This window comes from Bacillota bacterium (assembly GCA_012727955.1).
Lineage (GTDB): Bacteria > Bacillota > Limnochordia > DTU087 > JAAYGB01 > JAAYGB01.
The window spans coordinates 101,423-128,052 of record JAAYGB010000006.1 but is presented as its reverse complement, the minus strand read 5'-3'; the positions used below and the strand labels follow the sequence as shown (position 1 = coordinate 128,052).

Here is a 26,630-nt window from a genome sequence, read left to right as displayed (position 1 = left end):
CCCATAAAGGAGAGACAATCTCCATAGTCCCGGTATAGCTGCAGCAAGTCCATACCAGCCTTGACTTCAATCACCTGAAGACAGTCGATGCCCGCGGCAATCATCTCCGGCAATAGGGGAGCTATCATGCCACAGGAATGCATAATCACCGGAAGACCATGACTGTGAGCAAAGTCAATGGTCCTTTTGTGACCGGGCTGAATTATTTCTCTATACATGGCCGGGGACATGAAGGGCCGTTGCTTAAAGCCCATATCCTCGTAGTACCAAATTCCGTCGGGATACCCCTCCGCGGCAAAGAGAATCTCCTGTAGTTCCACCGCGAGCCGGGAGTAGGTGTCCACCATATCCTTGATCCACTCGGGGTCCAGTGCCATCCCCATCAGCATGTACTCGTGACCACAGACGGGATGAATTGACTCAAAGACATTGACACCGGACCAGGCAAAGAAGCGGTTGTGCTCCGCTGCGTGCTGCTTCGCCCGGCGATAGGCCTCGAAATTAATCCGCCGGGGATCCGGCGTCAACAGCGGCTTGATATGTTCTTCCCACTCCCGCCGACTCTTTACCAGAAAGTCCACATGCTCCGGAGTGCTGTCATGGAGCTTGTGCCGCCTCAGCACAGCGCCATTACCATCCCGCAGGACAATGGTCTCCTCGGTCTCCTCTACCACTTCCGGCTGGAAATCCAGTTGAGCCGTAAGATTAAAGGCCCAACACAAACTCATATCGAAGCCAAAGTGATCCGCCAAATCTTCATCGGAGCGAATATGTCCCTCGGCAGTCCACTTCTTTTGGGTGTCTCCCCAAAAGTGCTCGAACAATCCGATGCGATCAACGGGCTTTCTCTGAAGGATTCTGGCGATCCGCTCTCTCCCCGTCAGTTCTGCCATTCCCCTCGCCTCCTGCTCAAGATCCTTCCCTGCTCTCCAATCACCCCTCCAGGCCTAGTAATCCCGCATCCGTTTCCACACGTCAAGCACCAACTGATACCGCTCCGGCCGCATCCCTTTGAAGGGAATGTTGGAGGTGCAGAAAATGAAGCCGCCTCCCGGCTTGCCGTGGGTCATCGCATACTCCGCACTGGCAATTACATCTTCATCGGTACCCGTCTGAAGGGCCGCACAGTGAACGTTGCCGCAGAGGCAAACCTGATCTCCCACCAATGCCTTCACTTCCTTAATATCAACCCCTGCCATGGGATCCAGGGAATGAAGGGCGTGGGGGCGACACTCAATCAGTTGGTCAAGAATCGGCATGATATTGCCATCGGTGTGCTTAATGGCATAGGCACCGTCGGCGCGAATCGCCTCAATAATCTGGGCCAAGTAAGGAGTAATGAATTCCCGAAACATGGCCGGAGATAGGAAGGGTCCGCTGTTGAAACAGTAATCGGAGCAAAGAATGAAACTATCCACTCCGGCATCCACCAAAATCCTATTGCGTTCAATGGCCCGCTGGGCGTTTCTCTGGGCCTCGGCCTTGGCTTCATCGGGTTGATCCGTTAGGAAATAGACAAAATCCATCATTTCACTGCCGCTGGGAATGGCATAGGTGCCATCGCCGTGGGCAGTGAGCATGAACCTGTCTCCCGTCAGCCGGCGAATATGCCTAGCTGTCTCCACCAGTCCCTCTAGGTTCAGGTAATGCAAGGGAATGATGGAGTATTCCAGAGCTTCATAAACCTCCAGCATGTATTCGGCATTTTCCTTAATCAAACGGTCCCGCTCTGAAGCAGACTTTCCCTCTAAATCCCGCTGCGTCAAGAAGGGTTTGCCAAACATCTCCTCCGCCAGCTGAAACTCCAGCTCAAAGGTGGGAACCATATCGGGAATCTGCAGGTTGAGAGCTGCTTCCGCTCGCTCCCTTGGTGTCATCATCGTTAATGCCTCCTAAAGCTTACCAGGGGCCCTTCCACTCTAGGCGAGAAAGGGCTTAAGCCCCGTTGAGTACTGATTTTTCACGCCTTTATACCTTCTCTCCCTATCCCCCTTCCCCTTTCACCACTACCTTCACCAGTGCCCTAATCCAGCAGAGTAAATGGCCAAGGCAGGGGACCAACGGGGTCCACCGTTGACAACGGCCCGATCCCTTGGTATGCTGTTAGCGGAAATAGTGCCGAATATTATCTAAACGCTATCCCTTGCCACCGGGTAAGGGAATCAGTGTCTGTCCACATTCCGTTAGGTCTTAGAAGGAATGTGACCAGGCACTTTTTTTATGAAGGAAGGAAGGATCATGACCACCCAACTACTTACCAGCTTTTCCAAGTATGTGTCGCTGAACGTGTTGGGGATGCTGGGGCTGTGCGGCTATATTCTTGCCGATACCTTCTTTGTGGCCAATGGGATCGGCGCGGAGGGTTTGGCTGCCCTCAACCTGGCAATCTCCATCTCCAGTATCATTAACGGTACCGGCCTGATGTTGGGGATCGGCGGTGCCACCCGGTATAACCTGCAAAGGTCGGGTAACCACTCTGAGGAGGAAGGCAACCGGACCTTTACGGTAACGGTTCAACTGGGGTTGTTAGTGGGATTACTTTATTTCCTAGTGGGTGCTTTGCTGGCAGAGCCCCTGGCTCAGCTGCTGGGAGCCGATGGGAGCATCCTACCACTAACGACAACCTATCTGAAAACCATTCTGTGCTTTGCACCCGGTTTCATCTTGAATAACATCTTAATCGCCTTCATTCGCAATGATGGCAGTCCCAATACCGCCATGGCGGGAATGCTGACGGGAAGCATCGCCAATGTTATCCTGGACTACATTTTCATCTTCCCCTGGGGTATGGGAATGTTCGGCGCTGCCTTTGCCACAGGATTGGCGCCCATCATCAGTATGGCAGTGATGTCTCCCTACTTCATCAAGGAGAAAAACGGATTCCATTGGCAGAAGGGTACCGGCGGTCTCCACCTCTGGTCTAACATTTGCGCCCTGGGTATTTCATCCTTTGTTTCTGAAGTGGCCTCGGCGGTGGTATTGATTGTATTCAATTTGCTACTGCTGGGCCTGTCGGGCAATGTTGCCGTTGCCGCCTATGGGATCATCGCGAATTTGTCCCTGATTGCCGCCGCGATCTTCACCGGCATCGGCCAAGGGATCCAGCCCCTGGTAAGCCATTACTACGGTCGAGGTGAGGTGGACACCTCTAAGCGTTTGCTTCGCTGGGCCGTTGTCCTTTCCTTTGGACTGGCTGTGGCCCTCTACCTTGTCATCCTTCTCTTCGGTGAAGACATCGCCGATCTCTTCAATCGTGATAACGATGAGCTCCTGCGGTCTATTGCTACCAACGGGCTCTTGATCTACTTCACCGGCTTTGTCTTCGCCGGAATCAATATCCTGTTGTCCTCCTTCTTCAGCGCCATCGAAGAACCGAAGACAGGATTTCTGATCTCTATCCTGAGGGGGCTAATCGTGGTTGTACCGCTGGCCCTTCTCCTGTCGCTTCTTTGGGGAATCAATGGTGTGTGGCTGACCTTCCCGATCACCGAAGCCCTGGTTTTCGCAGTGGGCGCAGCCAAGAGCAGAAGGCTTACTGATCGATCCTCTAGCAGTGAACCACTTTACTCCAGCCCCGCTGGTAGGTAGTCCGGTTCCTAAGGGGTTTGGGCTTACCACACATCTTCTAAGCACCTTGAAGAAATTACTGGAGGCCGATACGGCCTCCAGCGATTCCCTCGGAAACTACCAATCTATAGCAGCCTGGCAATGTGTCTGAGGGCCTCTCTACCTTCCCCTTCGAATCCAAAGAAGGAGTTTTCCCGGCCCCAGACGATGGCTCCCAGGGCATACTGAATCCGCAGGGCCATACACTGGACCTCCTCCTGGGCGGTAAGGGGTCTGCCGTATCCGGCAAAGAAGGCCTCGAGAAGATCCGGCCGCCTGATCCACTCCCAGTGGGGGTAGCGACTGAAGTCTGCTACCCGTAGATCCCAGTAGGCAAATTCGAAATCGATGACTCCACTCCAAGCGCCCTCCGACGTAACCGACCAGTTGTCGGGACCATAGTCACGATGACAGGGAACGGGACGTTCGCCGACAAAGGCCGGCAGCATTGCATCAACCTCCCTAATCACCGCGAGTTCCTCCGCCGTTAGGTAACCACCCTTGCTTCCGGCAGCAATCAGTCTTGCGAATTCCGCGGAGACATATTGCACCGGGTCACTGATTTTCCTTCCCACCACTGAACCATCGCGATGGCAGGGACCAAAATGAACCCCTGTTGTCAAATTATGTAGGTTGGCTAAGGCTTGTCCCGCCGCTGTCCAGACCCGTCGCTCCTGCTCCGGGGAAAGATCCGCCTTCAGTAGAATCTCCCCGGGAAGTTCGCTGACCAATATTGCCAAGGGTGCTTCCTCGTGAAGGGCAATCAGTCGAGGAGCATGGTTGCCAAAGGCCTGGGCCCACTGCTCATAGCAGTGAACCTCCAACTCCCAAGGGGATGCTTCTCGATAGATCTTGAGGTAATATCTACCCGATGCCGCTCCGATCCGATGGACCCCTGACCGGCCGTGTATTCGCTTGTCCTCGGAAAGAAGCTCACAGGGCCCTAAGACATCCACGCACCACTGCATCAGCCTCTCCTGCTGTACCTGATCAAGATCCGCTTCCATTATTTTCCCTCCAATCTATCCCTTCCAGTATTCCCCACCGGAGACGCTACTTCCCCCTCAAAAGGGATTCTTCGCCGGTAGTGGAACTCCAAGAGTGCGACGATTACCCTAGCGCTAGAAGGAGGGAGTGGAAGGCGTGGAATACAAACTCTTGGGGCGGACAGGGGTCAAAGTGTCGAGCCTCTGCTTTGGCACTGGCTCCTTTGGAGGAATTGCCGATAAAAAGACCTCTGAAGCGATGTTCCACCGTTGTCGTGAGGTGGGAATCAATTTCTTTGATACTGCCAATTCCTATAACAACGGGCGAGCAGAGGAGATTCTAGGAAGACTAATCAGAAACTGTCGAGAGGAAATTATCCTTGCTTCCAAGGTGGGCGAACCCGTCGGAGGGGATATCAATGGACAGGGATTGTCGAGACGCCACATTATGCAGGCGGTAGAAGACAGTCTCAGGCGCCTGGGAACAGACCGCATTGACTTTTATTTCGTTCATTGTTTTGACGAGAATACACCAATAGATGAGACCCTAAGGGCGCTGGATGACCTACAGCGGCAAGGTAAAATTCTGTATCCAGCGGTCAGCAATTGGGCGGCTTGGCAGATTGCTAAGGCGTTAGGGATATCGGCCCGGGAGGGACTTGCTAGGTTTGAGTGCATTCAACCGATGTACAATCTCGTCAAGCGACAGGCCGAGGTGGAGATCTTGCCCTTGGCCCGTTCGGAGCAGCTGGGTGTGATCACTTACAGTCCCTTGGGCGGAGGACTGCTCACCGGCAAGTATTCAACAACCCAGAGGCCGCAAGAGGGACGGTTAGTTACCAACGAAATGTATCAAAAGCGCTACCGAAACCAGGAGTACTACGTTATCGCTGAAAAGCTAACTGAAAAAGCCAGGGAGCAAGGGGTCAGTCCTGCAGCTTTGGCGGTGGCTTGGGTGATGTCTCACCCCGATGTGACAGCACCGATCCTCGGAGCTCGTAACCTCGCACAGTTGGAGGAGTCCTTGGCCGCATTAGAGATCAAGCTCACCAAGGAGTGTCGGGAAGAGATCTCCGCCCTATCCTTCACCCCCCCTCCAGCAACGGATCGCAGCGAGAACCAAGTCTAATTGAAGAGAAAACATCCCCTACCCTGACACCTTCAGAAGGGAAACGACGGGATATGATATACTTGGGAGAAGGGTTAGATAGATATTTGGAGGGGCAACGATGGACAAGAAATCCCTGGATACATTGCTCAAGGATCTGAGAAGACTACAGCGCAAAGTGGGCGAAAAGCAGGCCAAGAGACTAAACCTTGAACTGCTGCATCGAGCTGCGAAACGAATCGGAGACTTTGCCGGAGACTGCCGGCAATGCAAAGAGTACCTCCAGCAGCTGGACAGCCATGTAGACACCCTGAAGAATCTCCAAGGTGAACTTGATAGAGCAACGGCCAGAAAACATCAGCGGCTCATTCAAGGTATAGTGGCCCATATGCAGCGAAAACATCGCTTGGTGGCCGAAGGGTATTATCTCGGTGTATATCTGTCCATGGGCATCGGCCTCGGATTTGCCTTGGGCATCACCCTGTTCAACAATGTTATCATCGGTTTGGCCGTAGGCATAGCCGGTGGCATCGCCCTGGGGTCCGCCAGGGACAGGAGAGCGAAGCAGAAAGGAAAGACCATCTAACAATATCTGGTTCTAACCTGTGCTGCTTCCTATCGTCCTCATTTCAGTCTCAAGGATTAACCAGCCTTCCCTATAGCAAAAGGGCAGGACTAGGCTTACCGCCTAGCCCTGCCCTATTTATATTGACATTATTTGTTACCCGATTATTTCCCGCCTACTCATCCAACCAGTACTGACAGGGGTTGGTGGTAGCTGGATAGGGGACACTCCAAGGATTGACGAAACCACCCTGGGCCAAGTCCGGTACATCGGGTACGTTTCTCATCTTGTTGCTGACAACAACGGGACGGGGATAGTCAGCGACGGTACCGATGAAGAAGGGACCTTCTTCGATATGAATCTTGACTATCTCCAGAGCGTATTGATCCCGCTTGGCTTCGTCGGGCTCAACCTTAGCCAGATCGTAGAGCTTCTGCAAGCGATCAATGGGACCGCCGGGTTCGGGCTCTTCCCGCACGGGAACCCGATCACGGGGATCCTTGTCTAGCTCCGTTCCTTCTTTGTCAGTACCCTTCACAGAGTACCAACCGCCATTGAGGGGAGCCCAACGGCTGACATCGATGGGAACCAACCAAGCTGCAAAGGTGAAGTGGTCAGTGCCATTACCGACCTCCCAGCTGTTACGGATATCAAAGGTGGCAGTGCTATCCATCACGCTTAGCTGTGCTCCATCTACGGGATTGAGGATGACATTCAGCCCAATGGCCTCCCAGTCCGCCTCAGCCATTTCGTTGGTTTGGACGTCGGTACGGCTGGCATTGGCATCAAAGTCAATCCTCAAGACCAGAGGAGCTCCGTTGGGCATCTCCCGCCAACCGTCACCATTGACATCGACAACTCCTATGGAATCTAACAACCGCTTAGCTTCCTCTGGGTTGTAATCCAAGTAGGAGGTTCTCCACTGTTCGTAAATCTTCTGTCCTTCTTCCGTCCGATGATACTCGGCAGCCTTGGGACTAAAGGTACCGGTGGTCAAGGTGCCCATGCCGAAGTAGAGCATTTTCTGCATCCGTTCCCGGTTCAACGCCAGGGACATGGCCCGACGGAACTCCGGGGTCCGATACAGTTCTCTCTTGGCATCGTCGGGATGATTCCAGTTCCAATAGAACATCGGTCCGGTACCGGAACCACTATCCCACAGGTAGACCTGGTAGTCTCCTGTCCCACGACCTCTCATGAACATGGACAAATCCGACAAGTCGATATAGGGGCGAACCTGCATATGGCCTTCGCCGTTGAGCAGCTTCAATTTGACGACCTCTGGATCCTCCACCAGGTAAACCTCAATCCGATCGATGTAGGGTAGTTGGTTACCCTCGGGGTCCACAGCGTAGAAGTAGGGGTTGCGCTCTAGGATGAGCTTGTTGGCAACGTGATACTCCACGGGCATCCATTCGCTGAGAACGGGCATCTCCGGATTGGTCCACCACTCCATCTTTTCCTCAAAGATCTCGAAATCTTTGTAATCGGAGTAATCGGGGTGGAACTGTTTCAGGTAGTGGGCCGGAACAATCCACCGCTCACCGTGACCAGCCTTGTTCCGCATTGCGATGTATTGGGGGAACAACGGGGCCGGTGCGGCATAGTTGAACTTGAGGGTATACTCATCCGGTGCAGTTACCTTGACGACCTCGTTACCGGAAATGAACATGTCGGTAACGTTATCGGACATGTCCGGATTGTGGACCATGTCATTCCACCAGAACATAAAGTCCTCGGAGGTAAAGGGGTGTCCGTCGGACCACTTGATACCCTTACGAATGTGCAGGATCCACTCTGTAGCATCCTCATTGGACTCCCAGCTCTCTGCCCAGCCAGGCTGAACTCCCAAAACCTCACCGTCATCAATCCAGCGTAGGGGAGAGTGTCCATAGAATGCGAGGCGCACGAAGGCGAACTCCGGTGACGTGGAAAAGCGAACCCAAGTTCCGCCATACTTACCGATGCTATGATAGGGTTCGATTACCAGCGGATTCTCCGGCAACCGCTCCTCTACCGGCGGTAACAAGCCTTGCGCGACTTTCTCCGCCAACATTGGAGCCTCGTTATAGGCCCCTAACGCCACTGAACTAAGAGCAAATACCACGATCAAAGCTACGAGACTTGATCTCAATACTTGCCTCCGCATGTTTTTACCTCCCTATGTAGTCGGCTCGCTATCTGTCTGGGTCATAGTGATCTAAGGCAAGTTATCTCAATTGTGTGGTGGCGTATCACCTCTTTCCATAGAGCTCAACCGCGGACAGACTTTATCAAAAGTGTCCACAATTGGAATGATTATATAATTGCATGCCTTCGACTCTATATTCTGACCTCCTCCTTTTTGATACTTTTAGATCTAAAGTCCCAATCTTCGCAATTTCATAATTATAATCTCCCTTAATCTGGAAGTCTATTCGCCCGATGTCCTGGGATCTCGCCCCGGCACAGCCTCTGAGAGAACAACTTCGCAACAAATTCTCCATACACACAGGGTGAAACTAGGTCTTCAGCCTAGTCCCACCCTGTGTGCGCCCTTGTTTTCCTAGCAAAGATCGGTAAGGTTCTATCCCGTCAAAGGATCCGTGATTAGATCATCAAAGGCGCCTCGCAACTTTAACTCCTTGGCAAAATGACAGGCCACGATTCGCTCCTCTCCCGTCTCATCCCTGGCTACCGACTGCAGTTGCGGAATCTCCCGCTGACAAAGGGACAGTCGCTTCCCCGTTGCATAGCGACACCGAGGATGGAAGGCACATCCCGAGGGTGGATCAAGGGGCGAAGGCACATTGCCCTCGAGGATGATGGGGGAGCGTTTTACATCGGGATCCGCAACCGGCATCGCGGACAGCAGCGCCTCGGTGTAGGGATGATAGGGCCTTTGATACATGGATTCCGAGGAACCCACTTCCACAATCCTGCCCAAATACATCACGGCGATCCGGTCACTAATATGTTGGACCACCGACAAATTGTGAGCAATGAAAATATAAGTCAGATCAAACTCTGCCTGCAGCTGGACCAAGAGGTTAAGCACCTGGGCCTGCACTGAAACGTCTAGGGCCGATACCGGTTCATCGGCGATGATCAATTCCGGACGCAGCGCCAACGCCCTGGCGATCCCGATTCTCTGCCTTTGCCCTCCCGAGAACTGGTGAGGATAACGTGCCGCGTAATGGGGCGGCAATCCCACGGATTCAAGGAGCTGTGCAACCATCTCCTGACGCTCTGCCGGTGTACCGATCCGGTGAATAATAAAGGGCTCCTGCAGAATTCTTCCGATCGTTTGTCTCGGATCCAAGGAAGAGTATGGGTCCTGATAAATCATCTGAAATCGTCTGCGGACGGATTTTAGCTCCCTTTTGTCCAGGGCAAAGAGATCAAGACGCCGAGAAACCCCATTGTGTTCGGTGTAAAAATAGGCTTCACCGGAGGTTGGTTCAATCAACCGAATCAAAGTACGGCCCAATGTTGTCTTGCCGCAACCACTCTCACCGACAATCCCCAGGGTTTCCCCCTTACGAACGTAAAAGGATACCCCATCAACGGCCTTGACGGAGCCCACTACCTTGCGCCAAAAGCCGCCCCGTACCGGAAAGTACTTGCGAAGGTCCTTGACTTCAAGGATTAGGTCGTTGCCTTGAGAAGGGGCTGCTTGTGAGTTCACTGCCATGTCTAACTCACCTCCCGAGCGTCCTGATACAGCCAGCACCGGACCTGATGACCGGGACTGGGTTCATACAACCCCGGCGCTTGACTGCAGATCTCCATGGCATAGCCGCATCGATTAGAGAAGCGGCAACCCGGTGGCATCCACCGCGGATCGGGCACCGTACCTTCAATGGGTTTTAGCATCCTGGTTCGCTTTGGTCTGGGAATAGGAATTGAGTTGAGCAGACCTTCGGTATATGGATGGAGGTGTTGTTTGAAAACATCCCGAGCCGTCCCGTATTCCACAATCTGACCAAGATACATTACCGCAATTTTGTCCGCCATGCCGGCAACAACCCCGAGATCATGGGTAATCAACAAAATGGATGCGTTGAACTCATCCTGCAATTCCTGCATCAGCATTAGGATCTGCGCCTGAATAGTAACATCCAATGCTGTAGTAGGTTCATCGGCAATCAGCAGCGAGGGATTACAGGAAAGCGCCATGGCGATCATTACCCGCTGTCGCATCCCACCGGACATCTGGTGCGGGTATTCATCAACCCGCTGCTGCGGAGAGGGAATTCCCACCTTGTCTAGCAACTCGATGGCCTTTTCCCTCGACTCCTGTTCCGTTAGACCCTGATGCAGCCGAATAGCCTCAATAATCTGCTCGCCCACGGTATATACCGGATTGAGGGAAGTCATGGGCTCCTGGAAGATCATCGAGATCTCTTTCCCCCTGATGGACCGATACTGATCTCCCTTGGGATTGAGTCGTGCCAAGTCAATGTCACCATCGGGATGATGATACACTATACTCCCCGTGATCCGACCGGGAGGCTGCGGCACCAGTCCCATGATCGATAGAGAGGTTACCGACTTACCACATCCGCTTTCACCAACCAGACCAACGGTTTCCTCCCGATGGATGGTCAAATCAATTCCGTCTACGGCCCTCACCAAGCCGGTTTCTGTCCTAAACTCCGTTCGCAGGTCCTTTATGGTCAAAAGAGGTTGAGACTTCCTCTGTACACCACCTTCGAGTGTCATATCCTCTCCTCCAATTAGTCAGAATATGGATCGATAGCGTCCCTTACTCCATCACCGAGGAAGTTGAACGCCAGGACCGTGATCATAATGAACAGACCAGGAATAAGCAGCCAGGGATAGGTCTGCAGCGTTTGCACATTCTGCGCCTCTTGCAGCAACACCCCCCAGCTGGTCATAGGCGGCTGTATCCCCAGCCCCAAGAAACTGAGGGTGCTTTCCCCTAGAATCATCCCGGGCAAAGCCAGGGTTCCAACGACTAAAATGTGACTGGCGGTATTGGGAATTACGTGAGTGAGAATCGTCCAGGCATCTGACGCCCCTAAGCTCTTTGACGCCAGTACATATGCCTCTTCCCGATAGGACAGAACCTTGGCTCGAACCTCTCGGGCCAATCCGGTCCAATCGATGAACGCCAGCAAGGTGACAATACCGAAATACACCTTTAACGGCGACCAGGTCAGCGGAATCGCGGCACTCAAAGCCATCCATAAGGGCAGCCTGGGGAAAGAGCGCAGCAGCTCAATTACACGCTGAATCACCATATCAACCCAACCGCCGTAGTACCCGGAGATCGCGCCCATGATCGATCCAATAGTGATACTCATGATCACCCCCAGCAAACCAATGGTCAATGACACTCGGGAACCGTAGATGACGTTGGTCAGCTGATCTCTTCCGAATCTATCGGTACCCAAGGGGAAGAAATACCCCCCTTCAACACCAAAGAGGTGAAGGTCCGACTCCCACAGACCCCATAGCTTGTACCTGTCACCCCTGACAAACAGTCTCAGGGGGTGCATCTTTGAAGTGTCTTCGGTATAGATAAGCTCCCAAGTCTCTTCGTCATAGCCCTTTTTCATATCGTAAACGAAGGGACGCCAGTGGAAATTGCCCTCGGCATCGACGAAGCGCAGACGCTGCGGAGGCATATAGGCGTACTCGGGATGGTCGACGTTCAGACCGTGGGGAGCCACGAACTCGGCGAATATCGCTCCCAAATACAGGATGATAATCACAATACCGGATACGATCGCCAGCTTGTTCCGCAGGAAGCGCCGTTTGATCAGCGTGCCTAAGGATATGACTTCGTCGTCGTTAGGTACTGCGTTGATACCTCGCGTTCGATCCTCCAATTGCATCTCTTTTGCAGCCATGATCCAATTCACCACCCCTACTCATATCTAATCCGTGGGTCGACTTGGGCCAAGACCAAGTCGGCAAGCAGATTACCGATCAAGAGCATGAAGGCCAGCATCATCAAGAAGGAACCGGCCAGATACATGTCCTGGGACATCAGCGCCTGATGGAACATTGGCCCTGTGGTCGGAAGGGTCAGCACAATCGAGACAACCATTGATCCCTCAAGGAGACGGGGAAACTGCATTCCCAAAGTCATGATCAAAGGCTGAATGGCGTTGCGCACAGCATGCTTCATGATTACTGTAGTTTCCTTCAGACCCTTAGCTCTAGCGGTCTGCACGTACTGCATGTTCAGAACGTCCAGGAGATTACTGCGCATGATGCGCATGATGCTGGCGGTACTACCCAGACCTACCACAACAACGGCGATCCAGACATGCTTAAGCATGTCTACAAACTTGGCCCAGGACCAGGGTGCCATGGCATACTGCGGAGAAAACAACCCCCCGATGGCCGGGGAATTGAAGACAAAGACCATCACATACATCAGAACCAGAGCCAGGAAGAAGTTAGGAACCGACAGCCCGAAGAAAGCCACGAAGGTAAAGAAGTAGTCGCTGAGTTGGTACTTATGGGTCGCCGAGTAAATCCCGATGGGAATAGCCACCATCCAAGTTAAGACAAGACTGCTCAAGGAAATGGCCAGGGTGGCTCCCAGCCGGGGCCAGATCACTTCTCCCACCGGCCGGCCATATTGGAAGGAATAACCGAAATCTCCTTTGAGGATAATGTTTTTCATCCAAGTTAGATATTGATAAAGAAAGGGCTTATCGAGGTTATACTGCCGCCGTAGGTTTTCTACCAGCTTCATAGCTTCCTCGCGATTAACCCCTTCCTGGGTGATCAACGTTCGCTGATAGGTGCTAAGGAAATCGCCCGGAGGCAGATTAAGAACCACAAAGGCAAGAAAGCTGACCAGGAGCAATAGCGGAATCATGTATAAGAGCCTGCGTGTGAAGTAGTTCAGCATGATAAAGGCGGGTCCTAAGATGGGATTACCCGTATCTTAGGACCCCTTACCTCCCCTCAATAACGGAAGCAATTATTGAAGCTCTTCAGGAATCCAGATCGTCCAGGGGACTGTATACTGGCGGTCATCCCAAAGCATCTGAATCGCAGATGGGTGCACGTTTCTAAACCGCTCCGAGACTGCATGGGCCCGGCGTCTGGCAATCAGCCCCACACAGTAGACGTTCTCGGTGTAGACCTTGTGCAGCTCATTCATAATTGCCTTTTGCTCCTCAAATTCAACGGCAGTCTCCAGTCTAAAGGCCAGATTCCGCAGCTCCACTTCAAAGGGCATTAGATCCCGCTCATCATCGGGACTGGCCATATGCCATGCCGGCGAAGACTGAGTAATGGGAGCCAAGGTGTCCAAGTTAGCCAAGGGTGTAGCACCAGAACTACCGCGATCGATAGTAATGTCATAGGTGCCGGCATCCTGTCGACTGGCAATTAGATTGGGATTCTGCACCCGCAGTTGAGCATCCAACCCGACCTTCTGCAGCTCCCGACAGACCAGTTCAGCCATGGTTCGGATGTCGTTGGCATCGGAAGAGGCCAAAATAGTGAAGGTAAAGGTCTGTCCCGCCAGCGGCGAATCGGCGGGGTAATCCCGGAGTCCATCGCCATCGACATCAATCAGGCCGATCTCATCCAGTAGAGCACTGGCCTTGTCAATATCATAGGTGTAGGCAACTTGGATTTCAGGGTTGTAGAACTCCGACAGCGGCGAGATGCCGGCCACCGGGGCCACCGACAACACCGGGGCAGGTCCAAACAGAGTCATGATCCGCTCTCTGTCAATAGCATGGGACATCGCCTGGCGGAACTTGAGGTTGCGGAAGATGTTGCGAACCTCTCTATCCCTCTCCGGCTCCTGCATGCTTTCTTCCCACGTCATATAGTTGAGGCGCAGGGTGTACACTTCATGGGCTTCGGGTATTACTACCCGGTAGTTACCCCTCTGCCGATTGGCCATCCAAGTCGGGAACTGAGAGGGATCATCCATGTTAGCCCAGTCAATGTTACCAGCCATCAACTGTAGGGTGGATTGGGCCGTTTCTTTTCCAAAGATGTAGTGAATTCGGTCAAGATAGGGTAGCTGTTTTCCTTCCTCATCCACTTTGAAGTAGTAGGGATTACGGATCAACTCGGCAACTTCATCGGTCTTGAATAGATAGGGAATGAAGGGACCAAGGACTACCGGAACGCTGGGAACCATAAAGGCGTTTCGGAAGTCTTCGTAGGTTGCCTCGGGATTGTACTTCGGATGATACTCCTCATAGACGTGCTTGGGCTTGGGATTCAGTTTCATCAAGCCGTAGAAGATCTGATTGGTCTTCTTAGGCAGATGAATGTTGAAGGTGTAATCGTCGATCTTCTCCAGCTCCGCGTAGACCCCACCCACGGACCAGCCGCTGATGGTGGCAGGGACATTACCATCTCGATAAACATCGTAATAGGTGAACAGGACATCATCGACTGTGAACTCGACACCGTCAGACCAGCGAACACCTTCCAACAAGTGAACCGTCAGGATTACTCCGTCGCCGGATTCCTTCTCAGACCATTCCCAAGAGACTGCCAGGTTAGGCTGGGGAACCATACCCTCTTCAAGGAAAGTGGCTTTGAAATCACCGATCAGCGGCTCGAAATACATGTCGTCTAGACCAAAGGCACCGGTAGATAACCCAGAGCCCCAGTTGTAACTAACCGGAGGATAGGCCGAGAAGTCACGCCAGGTACCCCCGTACACACCGATCCCATCTGGCATCGCTGCAGCCTTGATCACCTTCGGTGTTTTAGGCAATCGTTCAGCTACGGGTTCCAGAGTTTTACCCTTGAGATATGGAATCTCGTCAATCGGGAACTGTCCAGAGCTGATCAAAGGCGACTCTTGATAACTATCAAAGGCCCTAAACTCCATGGCGTCTTTCAACTTGATTCTGGGCTCCGCCGCCGACACACCTAGGGTTAGAGCGCAAAGCACTAGAATAGCGGCCCATAGGCAGAAAATCGAACGTTTCCTCATCAGCATTTCAACCTCCCTGTTTTCCGCGAAATCATGGGACTCTTCTGGAACACGTCTCAGCTACTTGTTCTAGGCTAGCAAATTATCGTCTGGCCCTAAGAGATTTGGTATCGATTCCCCCCTTCCCCAAGCAAAAGCTCAAGCTTAGAAGACCTCGCATCAAATTCACAGTTTCGTCTTAATCTTACGCCTTCCTCTTATTTTCCGCTGCTTTCTGAATACGCAGTACGGGTTTGAGTGGCATAACGATAAAGGAAAAACCCCATGGTGGAGGACGCCTTCCTCCTCCACCATGGGGTGCAGGTTCAATAACTTGATTTCCAACTCAACAGTGTCCGCTGTCGCAGCAGCGTCACGCTAATCGACTTCGACAATCATCTCAATTTCAACGGTGGTATCAAAGGGAAGTTCATGGGCAGAGACCGCGGAGCGGGCGTGCTTACCCCTTTCGCCAAAGATCTTCACCAACAGCTCCGAGGCCCCATTTACCACCGCCGGTTGCTGGTTGAAGCCCGGGGCGCTGTTGACCCAGGCCAAGAGCTTCACTATCCGCTTCACCCGGTCGAGATCCCCAATTTCTGCTTTCAGGACCGCCAAAGCATTGAGGATCACCCATTGCGCCGCCTGATACCCTTCTTCCACGGTGTAATCGGAGCCTACCTTACCTTGGTACTTCCACTCGCCATTGACATTGGTGCCTTGACCGGAAATAAACACCAGGTTCCCCGTTCGCACGGCAGGAACATAGGCAGCCACCGGACTCGGTGGTGTCGGTAGTTCAAATCCCAACTCACGCAGCTTATTTTCCACTTGACTCAAATTATTCACCTCACGTTTTTCTGGACCCTGGTTCATATCTATCCCTGAGTTTGCCGCAACTGCCCCACAATCTCCCGCAACCGATGGATAATTACACCCACCTCATCCTCCCTCAAGGTCATGGGATTGAGATATATTCCCCCTTCATCGGCGGGTATGGTGTAGATGGCCGGTGTGCCGGATTTCAGGAGGGCAATTAACTCCGCAGTGGGAGGAGCCCATGAAGCAATAAGCCGAAAAATAGCTCTGGGTAGGGGTTGTCCCGCCTCATTGGGGAAACTGCGAACCACCTCGACATCGGCATCGTCGGCAAAGGCCTCGATGAACCTGTTCACTTGTGTCTCACACCAGGCCCTCCGGGCGATGTGATCACAGCTGACGTATTGTTCTACGGCACTTAACAGACCTACCATTTCCTCCCGCCCCACCTTCAGCATCCGGCCGATTCCATGGGTGGGGAATCCGGTATCGAGAATTAGGTCCACTAACCACTGTTTACCCACCAACAATCCACTAGCCTGGGGACCCCTCAGATCCTTACCGCCACTGAACACCGCTGCCGCAGCTCCGGCTTCGGTGAAGCGCCACAGGTTTTCCATGGGCGGCAGCTGCGCCGCGGCATCGACGATGACGGGAACGTTGTAACGGCCGGCTATCTCCAGAGTTTGGGCCAAGGTCAAGGCTCCTGGAGGCACCCACCCTCCCGGCTCCGTCCAGGCATAGAACAATGCCACGGTGTTGTCATTGATAGCCTCCAGCAAATCCTCGGGTTGGGTAGGAGACATGTCGTTGGGATATCCGATGTCAACTATTTTCACCCCTAGCTGGCGCAGGGCCCAGTCATAGGCATTGCGGTGGGCCCGATGTACGATGACCTCACAATCGGCAACCACATCGGGAGTCAACCGCGCCAAGGGGCGCTGCAGCTTCTTGGCTGCGCAGGCTGCGATGCTTAAGTACAGTGCGGCGGCGGCTCCGCAGGTCACGTAGGCCGCTTCGTTTCTTGTTAACTCAGCCAAGCGCCGCCCAACGGCCCGCTGCAGCTGCGGCAGATCTACATGATATGCCGCAGCTTCTGCCATCGCCTGTAGGGTGGTTTGACTCATCCGGGAACCGCCAATCACAGTATAGGTGCCCGCGGCGTTGATCATTTTCTTTACCTGTAACCGCTCGTAGATATCCATTTTGCCCTCCCCTATTGCTCCAACTCCCTTAAGAACCGAGAGCTAGCCTGCCACCATTTCGTACCATAGATAGTATACCTAGGTTGAAAGAATCTGGAAATACTGAGGCCATCACCCAAGGAGTCTGCAATGACAATGCCTCCGGCACCGTCGGTTCCAATTCTTTCTACCAATTCAAATACCGTCAACCGTGCCTTAGCTCCCACCTGAATTTGCCCCCAGTTTGGCCGACGCAGAAACTCTGCGGGTTTGACGGTGACCGCGGCTATCACCGATTCCAGAGGCATCCCCAAAGCTAATAGTTTGGACATGGTGGTAGGTAAGTCCCAGACCGGTCCATCTACACTCCAGCCATGGAGATCAGTAGAAATTGTGTGGGGATAGATTCCTGCCTCGATGGCTTGTCTTGCCACTCGATAGGAAAAACTAGCCACACCGTGACCGACATCAATCCAGATACCCCGTGCCAGCGCTGCCTGCACTTCCTTCCCATAGTGAAGAAAAGTGTTGTTCTCTTTACCATGGAAAATGTGAGTCACCATATCCCCTGGCCGCAACAAAGAGAGAATCTCCGGTAACGTCGGCTCTGCCAGTCCGATATGGACGATGAGAGGCAGCCCCAGGACGTCGGCAACCTCTCGGGCCTGACGCAGAGGTGTAATCCCAGCTTCGCCAACCACCTCGCCACAACTGCGTACCTTGATGGCGCAGATGTAATCCGAATACCGGCGAGCACATTCGATGGTTTCCTGGACATGAATTGAGGTTGGAAAGGCTACCTCACTGACCCGATTGGCAGCAACTAAGCCAATGGAGCCGATGTTCAAACTTGCTAGGATGGGAAACTCTGCCGGTTCAATGACGTACCGGACTAGGCCGGAGAAGTTTCCCTCACCGGCACTGCCGGCATCAACTAGGTTCAACACTCCCGTTGTTGGGCCGATTAACTCCGGCGATAAACTAAAGTCGCTTCCCCCGGTATAAATATGAGTATGTAGATCTGTCCATCCAGGGGAGATCATCAGCCCGGAACAATCTAGACTAGGACACTCAAGGGACAGGCTAGACCGAGGACCGGCTCCCACTTGAACAATATTACCGCTGTCGTCAATGAGGATGTCTACGATGGCATCGCTGACAAAGACCTGCTGGGCCGCCTGCACTTTGACTCCAGGCGCCGGCCGGACCCCTTCTAAGAGTAGCGACACAAGGCTCACTTCCTTCACAGCACACTGAATTTTTCGTATAAGAGTGGCGCATTATTTGGATATTTTTAGAACGATTTATGCAGGGTTATCCTGGCCTAGTTCGAATATGAGAAGGTGCGTTGCAATATAACCGCAATTTACCAAATATTCCGAGAGTGAGGTCGAAGCACTTTGGCACTAAAGGCACTTCATGGCATCCGCTGCAGTCTAGTTGACAGGCTTGGCAGACTATTCGATTCAGGTTACGATCTATCCAGTCCTATTGTTGTGGAGATATCAGAGATACTAGATGAAGTCATCCATGAAATCATGAAACAGGAGCATCAGTATACCAGTGACAGTACTATGCTAAACGCAGCCTATCAACCTGCCCGTGCCTACCCTCAAAAAAGCAGTCACACAAAGGTTTCCTAGCAAGTCCCAGCGCAAGCACCAGCCATGGTCCATGAAGGTTCCCAAGGGTTTCTCCTGCTCAGGAGTTCTTCCCTCGCGCCTTCCAGCAGGGAAATCCTTGAGAGCAGCGCTGGTTAAGCCCCCCACTAATTCTCCACAAAGTCCGCCACGCCAGCAATGCCGAGGGAGAATTGACTGGCGTCCTACTCTACTTTCATAGGTTAACTCCCGGCGCACTGCCACCCACCGCTCGCCCTCGCGGTTGACGCACAAACCGATTCAAGAAGGTAAGGGGAACATGGTATAACAGTGCCGTCAAACCAAGGGAGACCAGGAACACCACCGGTGTATACACCAGCTCAAACCAAGGATTCTGGTGCAGCCGAGGGCTGTAGAAACGGGAAAGGATCATGTGCGGCGCTAAGTGCACCAAGTAAATCCCGAAACTATACTTCGCAAGCCGCGTCAGCACAGTGTCCTTCATCCAGTGGGGATTGACCAAGCATACCAGCAGCAAGGATACCGACAAGGGAATTAGGGACAGATAGATATTATAGTCCTTGGGAATTCCCTTCGCCTCCAAGGTCACCGCCTCGACGATAAGCAGCGCCAGGGAAGCCACCAGGGCGAGACCGTAAATCCGCCGGCGGTCCCTTTCCACCGGATAGAAACTAACTAAATATCCCGCTGCAAATAGGGGAATCCCGAAGAAAAAGCCGTTGCGGGTCGTCCACAACTGACGGGTAATCCAGGCAATCAAGGGGTTCTTGGCAAAGAGTCCGTAATAGGTGTCCCCCATTACACCGATTCCATACAGGATCAAGGCGATCACAACCAAAGGCCACCTTCTGTCCCCCAGATAGCGATGGTACAGCGTGATGGCAACGATGGCCATGATGAGAGCTGCCATATACCACAGATGGTATTGAATACCGTTAAAGAACAGATTAATTAAGAAGTTCTTTACTGCCCAGCGAGCAAAGAAGATCCGATGCCCCTCGACAAAGATCTGGTACATGCGATACACCAGCGACCACAACAGGTAGACACTAACAAGATAGGAGAGTCTGCGGCGCAGAACGGACCAAACACTGGTGGCGGCCTGCAGTCGTAATGCATACAAATACCCCGAAACAATAAAGAAAAAGGGAACGGCAAATCGTCCGAAAATGTTAGTTAAGGCGAAGGTGAAGTTAGGATAAATCTGTTCAAAGGGAACCGTATGAATCGCTACAACGGATAAAACCGCTATTGTCCTTAGAGCATCGATGCTGTACCAATACCCTGACCCTGGACTCGTTGCTTTCCTTTTTTCCATCATCCCTGCCCCCATCTTGTAAAGTTCAAACAAGTCCTATTCTCCCGATATATTAGGGGCAACTAGCCTGAACCCTCCCAAGAAAAATAGATACAACAAAAGGGCCCAGGGTTATCCCCAGGCCCTTACTTGACTTAGACCAATTTATCAATGCTTTTCTCTTGCGTCCTGATGGGGATCAAGGGCATCCCTTAGCCCATCACCGACGAAGTTAATACTCAGCACAATCAGCAGAATGGCAATCCCCGGTGGAATCCACATCCAGGGCATATTCCGCAGAATATGCAAGGGCCGCGCTCTATTGAGCATATTACCCCAGGAGGGCGCCGGTGGTGGCACTCCCAATCCTAAGAAACTCAGTCCCGCCTCTGACAGAATCGAGGATGCTACACCCAGCGTAGCCGACACCAACAGGGGAGCAATCGCGTTGGGAAGCATATGCCGGAACATCGTCCGCTTGCTCTTGGCCCCAATGGCAACGGAGGCAGTGACAAACTCCACGTTTTTCAACCGGAGAAACTCCGCCCGCAGCAACCGAGCCGGACCGGGCCAGGACAGGACACCGAGGATCATCATGATGTTGTAGATCGACGGGCCCAACAGTGCCGTAGCCGTGATGGCGAGAATCAAAAAGGGAAAACTGTAAAACACATCGGCCACCCGCATGATCAGGGCATCCACCCAACCGCCGAAGTATCCCGACAGGGCACCCAGAATCACACCGAGACTTAGGGAAATTCCCACCGACACCAAGCCCACCGACAGGGAGATCCGACCGCCATACAGGGTTCGGGTTAGGATATCCCTACCCATGTCGTCGGTTCCCAACCAATGCTGTCGAGACGGAGGTTGGTTGCGGGCCCGAAAATCCGCTCGGTTGGGATCATAGGGAGTCAGGAAGGGAGCAAAGATCGCCAGCAGCACAAAAATTATGATTACTACCAAACCAATTACTGCCAAGCGATTGCGCTTAAATCTCCTCCAGACTGCCCGCATCGGAGATTCAATGGTCGGAGACATCTCCTGTTGATTCACTTCTACCTCAAGACTAGCCATCGATATCCCTCCTTTACTCATAGCGGATCCGTGGATCGGCTAGTGCGTAGGATACGTCCGCGATGATGTTCCCCAAGAAGATCAAAACAGCAAACATCAAGTTGATCCCCATCATTACCGGGTAATTACGCTCGTGGGTAGCTTGGATCGCCAAGGAGCCTAAGCCCGGCCACGCAAAGATATCTTCGATGATCACCGCCCCGGAAAAGATACTGGGAATCATAAACCCGACCAAGGTCAAAATCGGCAGCAAGGCATTGCGCAGGGCATGCTTGTAGATCACAATTCCCTCACTTAATCCCTTGGCCCGGGCTGTCCGGAGGTAATCTTCTTGGATCACGTTCAAGAGAGCCGACCGCATATAGCGGGCAATACTGGCGATACTTCCCAGGCCCAAGGTCAAGGCCGGCAGACAGAGATAGCGAAACATGCCCAAAATGGTAAAGGGTTCTCCGGCCATGAAAAAGCCACCGGCGGGAGCTATATTCAATCGCAGAGCAAAGACATATAAAAGGATTAGTCCAAAGAAAAAGCTGGGAACTGAGATACCCAAAAAGGCCAGAACGGTGATGGTGTAATCTAGCACCGTGTACTGATACCGCGCCGATAATATTCCCACCGGAATTCCAATTGCCCAACTCAAAATAATCGACGTGGAGGATAGTAGAATCGTGGCTGGCATCCGCTCGGCAATTAACTCCGCCACCGGTCGGCGAGAACTGTCGAAGGAACGCCCCAAATCCCCTCGCAAGACGTCACGGAGCCAGTTAACGTACTGAACGATAAAGGGCTGATCCACTCCCAACTGGGCCTCACGCTGGGCAATGACATCGGGGTCTAGATTAGGTACCCCCCGCAGATGTTGAACAGGACTACCGGGAGCCAGGGTGATTAATAAATAAAGCAGCAGGGTAAAGCCAAAGAGCACCGGGATGCCTTGGACAACCACTCTGCGAACCAAATATTTCCACATGGGACCACCTCATGAAACGGGAACAGCAAACCGGATATCCAGTTGCTGTTCCCCCATATATCTTGACTTATTGAATCTACTCTATTTGCCCTCAGGCGAGAGCCACAGGCTGCGCAGCAGCAAACCACCCTCTAGCGGACCCAAGGGGCCGGGATTCTCATCGATACCCTGAACCCTCTCATGGATGGCACCGATGACTACTCCGTAGCTCAGGAAAATGTCCGGCAGTTCATAGTTGATCACTCGCTGCCACTCAGCATAGATCTCCTTCCGCTTTTCCGGATCCGTCTCCTCCCGTCCCATTTCAATTAGCTCGTCGGAACGTTCGTTAAAGAACCCGGGGTCATTCCAGACCGAAGAGGAGTGCCAAATTCCGTAAGGATCGGGATCCACGCTTAGGCTCCAACCCATGGTGAACATGTCGAACTCACGGGCGTCAACCCTGTCAACGGCAGCGTTGAACTCCATAAAGACTAGGTTAATCTTAATGCCAAGGTCCGCCATGTTCTGCTGGAACAATAGAGCCATTTGCTCGTTGGCTCGAGAGCCCTCGGGAACAAGAAGCTCTAGCTCCAGACGCATACCATCCTTCTGCAAAATTCCATCTCTTCCAGGCTTCCAACCGGCCTCAGCCAACATCTTCCGGGCCAACTCAGGGTTATAGTCGTAGGAGTTGATACCCTCATCGGTAAAGGCCCAGGAAGCCTGAGGCATCGGTGCATTGGCCTTGATGGCAAAACCTTCCCGAATTACTTCCACATAGGTATCGCGATCGAATCCATAGGTCATTGCCTGCCGGACCCGAACGTCGGCCATTCGCTCCTGCCGCAGGTTAAAGGCAATGTAATTGTAGCTGAGAGCCTCGTACACATAAAGGTCGACAAAATCGATTGCATCCACCTCAGGATACTGTTCCGGAGCAATCTCAACAAAGTCTACTCGACCCTGCTGGATCCAAATCGGCACAGCATCGGTGGCAATCTTTTGAAATACCAGGGTGTCAATATTGGGACGACCCCGGAAGTAGTTGTCGTTAGCCGTGAGAATCACGTGCTGATCAGTCTTGAACTCTTGGAACACAAAGGGTCCAGAACCGATGGGATGGCTGTTGAAGTCTGCCGTCTCCAGCTCACCCACCGGAATATCGGCTAGCAGATGAGCCGGCATAATTCCATAGCCAAAGGATGTCAACAGCGGTGCATGGGGCTTTTCTGTGTTAAAGCGAATTGTGTAATCATCGATAACTTCAATGCCCGGCACCTCGTCGGATTCTCCGTTCTTATAGGCTTCCGCACCTACAAGCACACGGAAGTCACCGTACCGAACCCCAGTATAGTGGGGATGAAGGATGGTCTTGTAAGTATACTCCACGTCTCTGGCGGTGAGCGGAGCTCCGTCATGGAAGGTAATTCCTTCATGGAGGTAAAAGGTAATTGAGCGACTATCTTCGGAGATCTCCCAACTCTTGGCAACGCAGGGTTGGGGAATCAAGTTGCGATCGATTTCAATCAAGCCATCAAAAACTTGGTCAACAATGTACCGGTCGTAAACCTCGGTGTTCAAAATGGGATTGAACATGCCCCGGGGATTGGTGGTAATTCCATACCGGAAGGTTCCACCCTGCACAGGTCCTTCGGCAGCAAAGGCCATGCTGGACACTGCGAAGATCACAGCCAACAACAACAAACCAATCTTCTTCACATCACTACCTCCTTAACTAATGCCTTCCCCGGTGGGCCACGGTAAACTATGGACCCCGGCCGGTGGTCTCAGCCATCGGTTCAGCGGCACTTTCTTTATAATTATGCACTAACCCGAAATTTCCTTGTGTAATCATGCAATTAATATAATGTTAACATAGTTGGATTCCCAAGGCTAGAAAAATCGAAGGCCTAGGTTCGGAAGGGCCTGTGGCCTGCCACGGGCTCACCACCGACCACAACTAGCTATCATCTTCAGGACTCAGCCAAAAGTACATAAGGGATCCGCTTCTCCCTAGTATAACGCCAAATCCCTGCAACGGAAAGCCTTAGTTACCTAGCCAATTTTTCCACGGCAAGCAGCCTGCCATCGGTGTCACTGCCTCATCCCCACTGCGCTTTATGCCCTTAATGCCGACTCATATCCAGTGAAACCAATTATGACCAGAACTATCCATTCTGGCACTTGCCGCCTATTCAACGCAGCGGTCCCCCAAAATGCTGAAGTTACCTGCATGATTTCCACCCTTCGGCGTTGAAGTTTGTCCTAAGACAAAGGAGGGACCAGGACAAGATGACACAGCCCGGTTGGGGAACGTTGTTTCCATATATGCTGAGTTTTGCCGTAGTGGTTGCGGTGCCTCTGGTGATATTCCTCAAAAGACAGCGAGAAAATGCCGGTAGCGGCCTCGTCCCCGAGGACCCGGCCGTGGACCAACTCCGTGACCGCTACGCAGCCGGCGAGATTTCCTGGGAAGAGTATCAGGAGGAAAAGGCGAAATTAACCAAATAAGTGCCGGGGTAGAACCCAGTCAACGAATTGGGTTACCCCTGCTCTTTTTTCGTTTGAATTGGGATTTAATGGGTAGATGGTTGATTAAAGAATAATTCCTAACTGGGAAAAGGGGTGACGGACACTAGATGATGTGGAAGGAAAAGTACCGGGTGGGCGTTGATTTAATTGATCACCAGCACTACGAACTCTTCAGTCGGGTCTCCCAATTCTTGCAAGCGATGCAGGAGGAGGGTGACTGGGATAGCAAGCTTGACGAGGTAAAGCGTACCATGGTCTTTATGCAAAATTACGTAGTTGAGCACTTTACCGACGAGGAGAGATACCAGCGGGAAATCAGTTATCCCGGGTACGAGGCCCACAAGAAGGCCCACGACGATTTTAAAGCCACTGTCGGGGAGTATGCCAAGAGTTTTGAGAGCGAAGGCTATACCCAAGAGTTGGTGCAGGAGTTTGGAGCCAAGCTGATGACCTGGCTGATCATGCATGTGGCAGCGGCTGACCAGAGGATTGGAGCCTATGTCCGGCAACAGGGGGGCGAAGGCCAATGAAAGCACAATACATAGATCCCTTCTATCAGGCAACGAAAGAAGTTTTCCGCCTCATGCTAGACTTAGAGGTGCAAAGGGGTGCTCTGCGGATAGCGAAGGACCTCATTCCCAGCAAAGAGGCCAGTGTAATCATCGGGGCCACCGGAGATTTGTCCGGCTCCATCCTGTACAGCTTTCCCAAGGACATGACTTTGACCATGGTGAAAATTATGTCGGGAATGGAGCTGAACAAGCTAGACAGCTTCGTCGTCTCAGCCCTGGGCGAGGTCGCCAACATTATCAGCGGCAATGCGATGACGCTGCTGAGTGCCAACAACTGGCACTGCGATATTACCCCGCCCCAGGTGGTAATCGGGGCCTCCGATTCCCTGTCGATGGCCACCGACGTGGCCCTAGTCATCCCGATGCAGACAGCCATTGGAGACTTTGATATCAATATTACCCTTAGAGAAAACAAAGCCTAATCTTAAGTCCGCTTACCGCCAGAGCTCCCACCCCACCGGTGAGGGCTCTGTTTATGTTTACAGGGAATCTGCCCGTGGGCTGCGAATTGTGACAAAGAAGTTCAAAGAGATGGAGACGATTACATGGACAAGGATAACCAACGCACTTTGAAGGTGTTAGCCATCGGCAACAGTTTCAGTGAAGATGCAACCTACCACCTATATGACATCGCAGCAGCCTGTGGAGCCCAGGACATTAAGATTGGAAATCTGTACATCGGCGGATGCAGCCTAGCCACCCACTGGGAAAATGCCAAGGGGAATATTCCAGCCTATCGCTACGACAAAAACACCGATGGAACCTGGCGATACGCGGAAGACCGGACACTGCTTGAGGGCCTGCAAGACGAAGCCTGGGACATCATCACTCTCCAGCAGGTCAGCCACTTCAGCGGGCTTAGGGCTACCTACACTGAAGACGATGTGTTGACCAACCTAATTGATTATGTCAATACCCATAGGGCCAACCCCGATGCCCAACTGGCTTGGCATATGACCTGGGCCTATCAGGCCGACAGTACCCACGAGTTCTTTCACTTGTATGATCATGATCAAACCAAGATGTATAACGAAATAGTAACCACCGTCAAGGAAGAGATCCGGGGAAACCAAGCCTTCGCTACCATCATCCCCACGGGCACCGCGATCCAAAATGTCCGCACCAGTCCCGTCGGGGACACCCTAACAAGGGATGGTTTTCACTTAAGCTGGAACCTAGGCCGATATATCGCAGCCTTGACCTACCTGGTTGCGTTGACGGGTTGGTCCATCGATGAGCTCACCTATGTTCCCGATGACCGAGAGATTCCACCGGAATATCTTCCGATTATCAAGGAAGCCGTCGCGGCCGCTGTAGAAAACCCCTTCCAGGTCACACAATCCAGCTATCGCTAGAAACTAGGCCCACCCCCTTGGGGTGGGCCATAGCT

23 protein-coding genes are annotated in these 26,630 nt (G+C 52.6%); 7 read left to right on the top strand and 16 right to left on the bottom strand.

Translation table 11 applies throughout. The features are described from left to right. Positions 1–893, bottom strand: an 893-nt coding sequence (locus GX030_01875) for a hypothetical protein (GenBank protein NLV91130.1), incomplete at its 3' end; no start/stop codon positions are given. Between the two features lie 54 nt (positions 894–947). After that, positions 948–1,880 (bottom strand): hypothetical protein, encoded by a 933-nt coding sequence (locus tag GX030_01870; GenBank protein ID NLV91129.1) that lies wholly within the window; start codon positions 1,878–1,880, stop codon positions 948–950. A 358-nt stretch (positions 1,881–2,238) separates the two neighbouring features. Here GX030_01870 and GX030_01865 point away from each other — a divergent pair, with 358 nt between their 5' ends. Then, positions 2,239–3,588, top strand: coding sequence for an MATE family efflux transporter (locus tag GX030_01865; protein ID NLV91128.1), 1,350 nt, complete (start codon positions 2,239–2,241; stop codon positions 3,586–3,588). Positions 3,589–3,692: 104 nt separating this feature from the next. On the opposite strand, the gene GX030_01860 is transcribed toward GX030_01865, so the two are convergent. Continuing rightward, positions 3,693–4,613, bottom strand: a complete 921-nt coding sequence (locus tag GX030_01860; GenBank protein NLV91127.1) for an aminoglycoside phosphotransferase family protein — start codon at positions 4,611–4,613, stop codon at positions 3,693–3,695. Positions 4,614–4,749: 136 nt separating this feature from the next. Between GX030_01860 and GX030_01855 the strand changes: the two genes are divergently transcribed. Together GX030_01855 and GX030_01850 are read left to right on the top strand one after the other, a co-directional pair. Beyond that, positions 4,750–5,721, top strand: a complete 972-nt coding sequence (locus GX030_01855; protein NLV91126.1) for an aldo/keto reductase — start codon at positions 4,750–4,752, stop codon at positions 5,719–5,721. A 100-nt stretch (positions 5,722–5,821) separates the two neighbouring features. Then, a complete protein-coding gene (locus GX030_01850; GenBank protein ID NLV91125.1) occupies positions 5,822–6,286 on the top strand; it encodes a hypothetical protein in 465 nt (154 codons plus the stop codon). Between the two features lie 154 nt (positions 6,287–6,440). Here GX030_01850 and GX030_01845 read toward each other — a convergent pair whose 3' ends face one another. The 13 genes from GX030_01845 to GX030_01785 form a co-directional block, all read right to left on the bottom strand. Further along, positions 6,441–8,414 carry an ABC transporter substrate-binding protein gene (locus GX030_01845; GenBank protein ID NLV91124.1) on the bottom strand — a complete coding sequence of 658 codons (1,974 nt, stop codon included), beginning with the start codon at positions 8,412–8,414 and terminating at the stop codon, positions 6,441–6,443. 417 nt (positions 8,415–8,831) lie between these two features. After that, complete coding sequence (locus GX030_01840) at positions 8,832–9,938, bottom strand: dipeptide ABC transporter ATP-binding protein (protein ID NLV91123.1); 1,107 nt, start codon at positions 9,936–9,938, stop codon at positions 8,832–8,834. Between the two features lie 2 nt (positions 9,939–9,940). Continuing rightward, on the bottom strand, positions 9,941–10,969 hold the full coding sequence (locus GX030_01835; GenBank protein ID NLV91122.1) for an ABC transporter ATP-binding protein: 1,029 nt from the start codon (positions 10,967–10,969) through the stop codon (positions 9,941–9,943). A gap of 14 nt (positions 10,970–10,983) precedes the next feature. After that, a complete protein-coding gene (locus tag GX030_01830) occupies positions 10,984–12,123 on the bottom strand; it encodes an ABC transporter permease (GenBank protein NLV91121.1) in 1,140 nt (379 codons plus the stop codon). 17 nt (positions 12,124–12,140) lie between these two features. Continuing rightward, positions 12,141–13,139, bottom strand: a complete 999-nt coding sequence (locus tag GX030_01825; protein NLV91120.1) for an ABC transporter permease — start codon at positions 13,137–13,139, stop codon at positions 12,141–12,143. 72 nt (positions 13,140–13,211) lie between these two features. Then, on the bottom strand, positions 13,212–15,203 hold the full coding sequence (locus tag GX030_01820; protein NLV91119.1) for a hypothetical protein: 1,992 nt from the start codon (positions 15,201–15,203) through the stop codon (positions 13,212–13,214). A 357-nt stretch (positions 15,204–15,560) separates the two neighbouring features. Next, on the bottom strand, positions 15,561–16,022 hold the full coding sequence (locus tag GX030_01815; GenBank protein NLV91118.1) for a RidA family protein: 462 nt from the start codon (positions 16,020–16,022) through the stop codon (positions 15,561–15,563). Positions 16,023–16,060: 38 nt separating this feature from the next. Next, entirely contained in the window at positions 16,061–17,206 is a 1,146-nt protein-coding gene (locus tag GX030_01810) for a hypothetical protein (protein ID NLV91117.1), read from the bottom strand. A gap of 11 nt (positions 17,207–17,217) precedes the next feature. Further along, positions 17,218–18,414 (bottom strand): amidohydrolase/deacetylase family metallohydrolase, encoded by a 1,197-nt coding sequence (locus tag GX030_01805; GenBank protein ID NLV91116.1) that lies wholly within the window; start codon positions 18,412–18,414, stop codon positions 17,218–17,220. A 607-nt stretch (positions 18,415–19,021) separates the two neighbouring features. Continuing rightward, on the bottom strand, positions 19,022–20,125 hold the full coding sequence (locus tag GX030_01800; protein ID NLV91115.1) for an acyltransferase: 1,104 nt from the start codon (positions 20,123–20,125) through the stop codon (positions 19,022–19,024). Between the two features lie 147 nt (positions 20,126–20,272). After that, on the bottom strand, positions 20,273–21,202 hold the full coding sequence (locus tag GX030_01795) for an ABC transporter permease (protein ID NLV91114.1): 930 nt from the start codon (positions 21,200–21,202) through the stop codon (positions 20,273–20,275). Next, positions 21,195–22,154: an ABC transporter permease gene (locus GX030_01790; GenBank protein ID NLV91113.1), complete on the bottom strand. Its 960-nt coding sequence runs from the start codon at positions 22,152–22,154 to the stop codon at positions 21,195–21,197. Before GX030_01790 ends, GX030_01795 begins: the two co-directional genes overlap by 8 nt. Positions 22,155–22,235: 81 nt before the next feature. Beyond that, positions 22,236–23,855 (bottom strand): peptide ABC transporter, encoded by a 1,620-nt coding sequence (locus GX030_01785; GenBank protein ID NLV91112.1) that lies wholly within the window; start codon positions 23,853–23,855, stop codon positions 22,236–22,238. Between the two features lie 573 nt (positions 23,856–24,428). Between GX030_01785 and GX030_01780 the strand changes: the two genes are divergently transcribed. The 4 genes from GX030_01780 to GX030_01765 all read left to right on the top strand — a co-directional run bounded on the left by GX030_01780 (position 24,429) and on the right by GX030_01765 (position 26,595). Next, positions 24,429–24,647 carry an SHOCT domain-containing protein gene (locus GX030_01780; GenBank protein ID NLV91111.1) on the top strand — a complete coding sequence of 73 codons (219 nt, stop codon included), beginning with the start codon at positions 24,429–24,431 and terminating at the stop codon, positions 24,645–24,647. 128 nt (positions 24,648–24,775) lie between these two features. Continuing rightward, on the top strand, positions 24,776–25,198 hold the full coding sequence (locus tag GX030_01775; protein ID NLV91110.1) for a hemerythrin family protein: 423 nt from the start codon (positions 24,776–24,778) through the stop codon (positions 25,196–25,198). Beyond that, positions 25,195–25,662 carry a chemotaxis protein CheX gene (locus GX030_01770; protein ID NLV91109.1) on the top strand — a complete coding sequence of 156 codons (468 nt, stop codon included), beginning with the start codon at positions 25,195–25,197 and terminating at the stop codon, positions 25,660–25,662. Before GX030_01775 ends, GX030_01770 begins: the two co-directional genes overlap by 4 nt. A 123-nt stretch (positions 25,663–25,785) precedes the next feature. Next, a complete protein-coding gene (locus tag GX030_01765; protein ID NLV91108.1) occupies positions 25,786–26,595 on the top strand; it encodes a DUF4886 domain-containing protein in 810 nt (269 codons plus the stop codon). Positions 26,596–26,630: the final 35 nt, after the last annotated feature.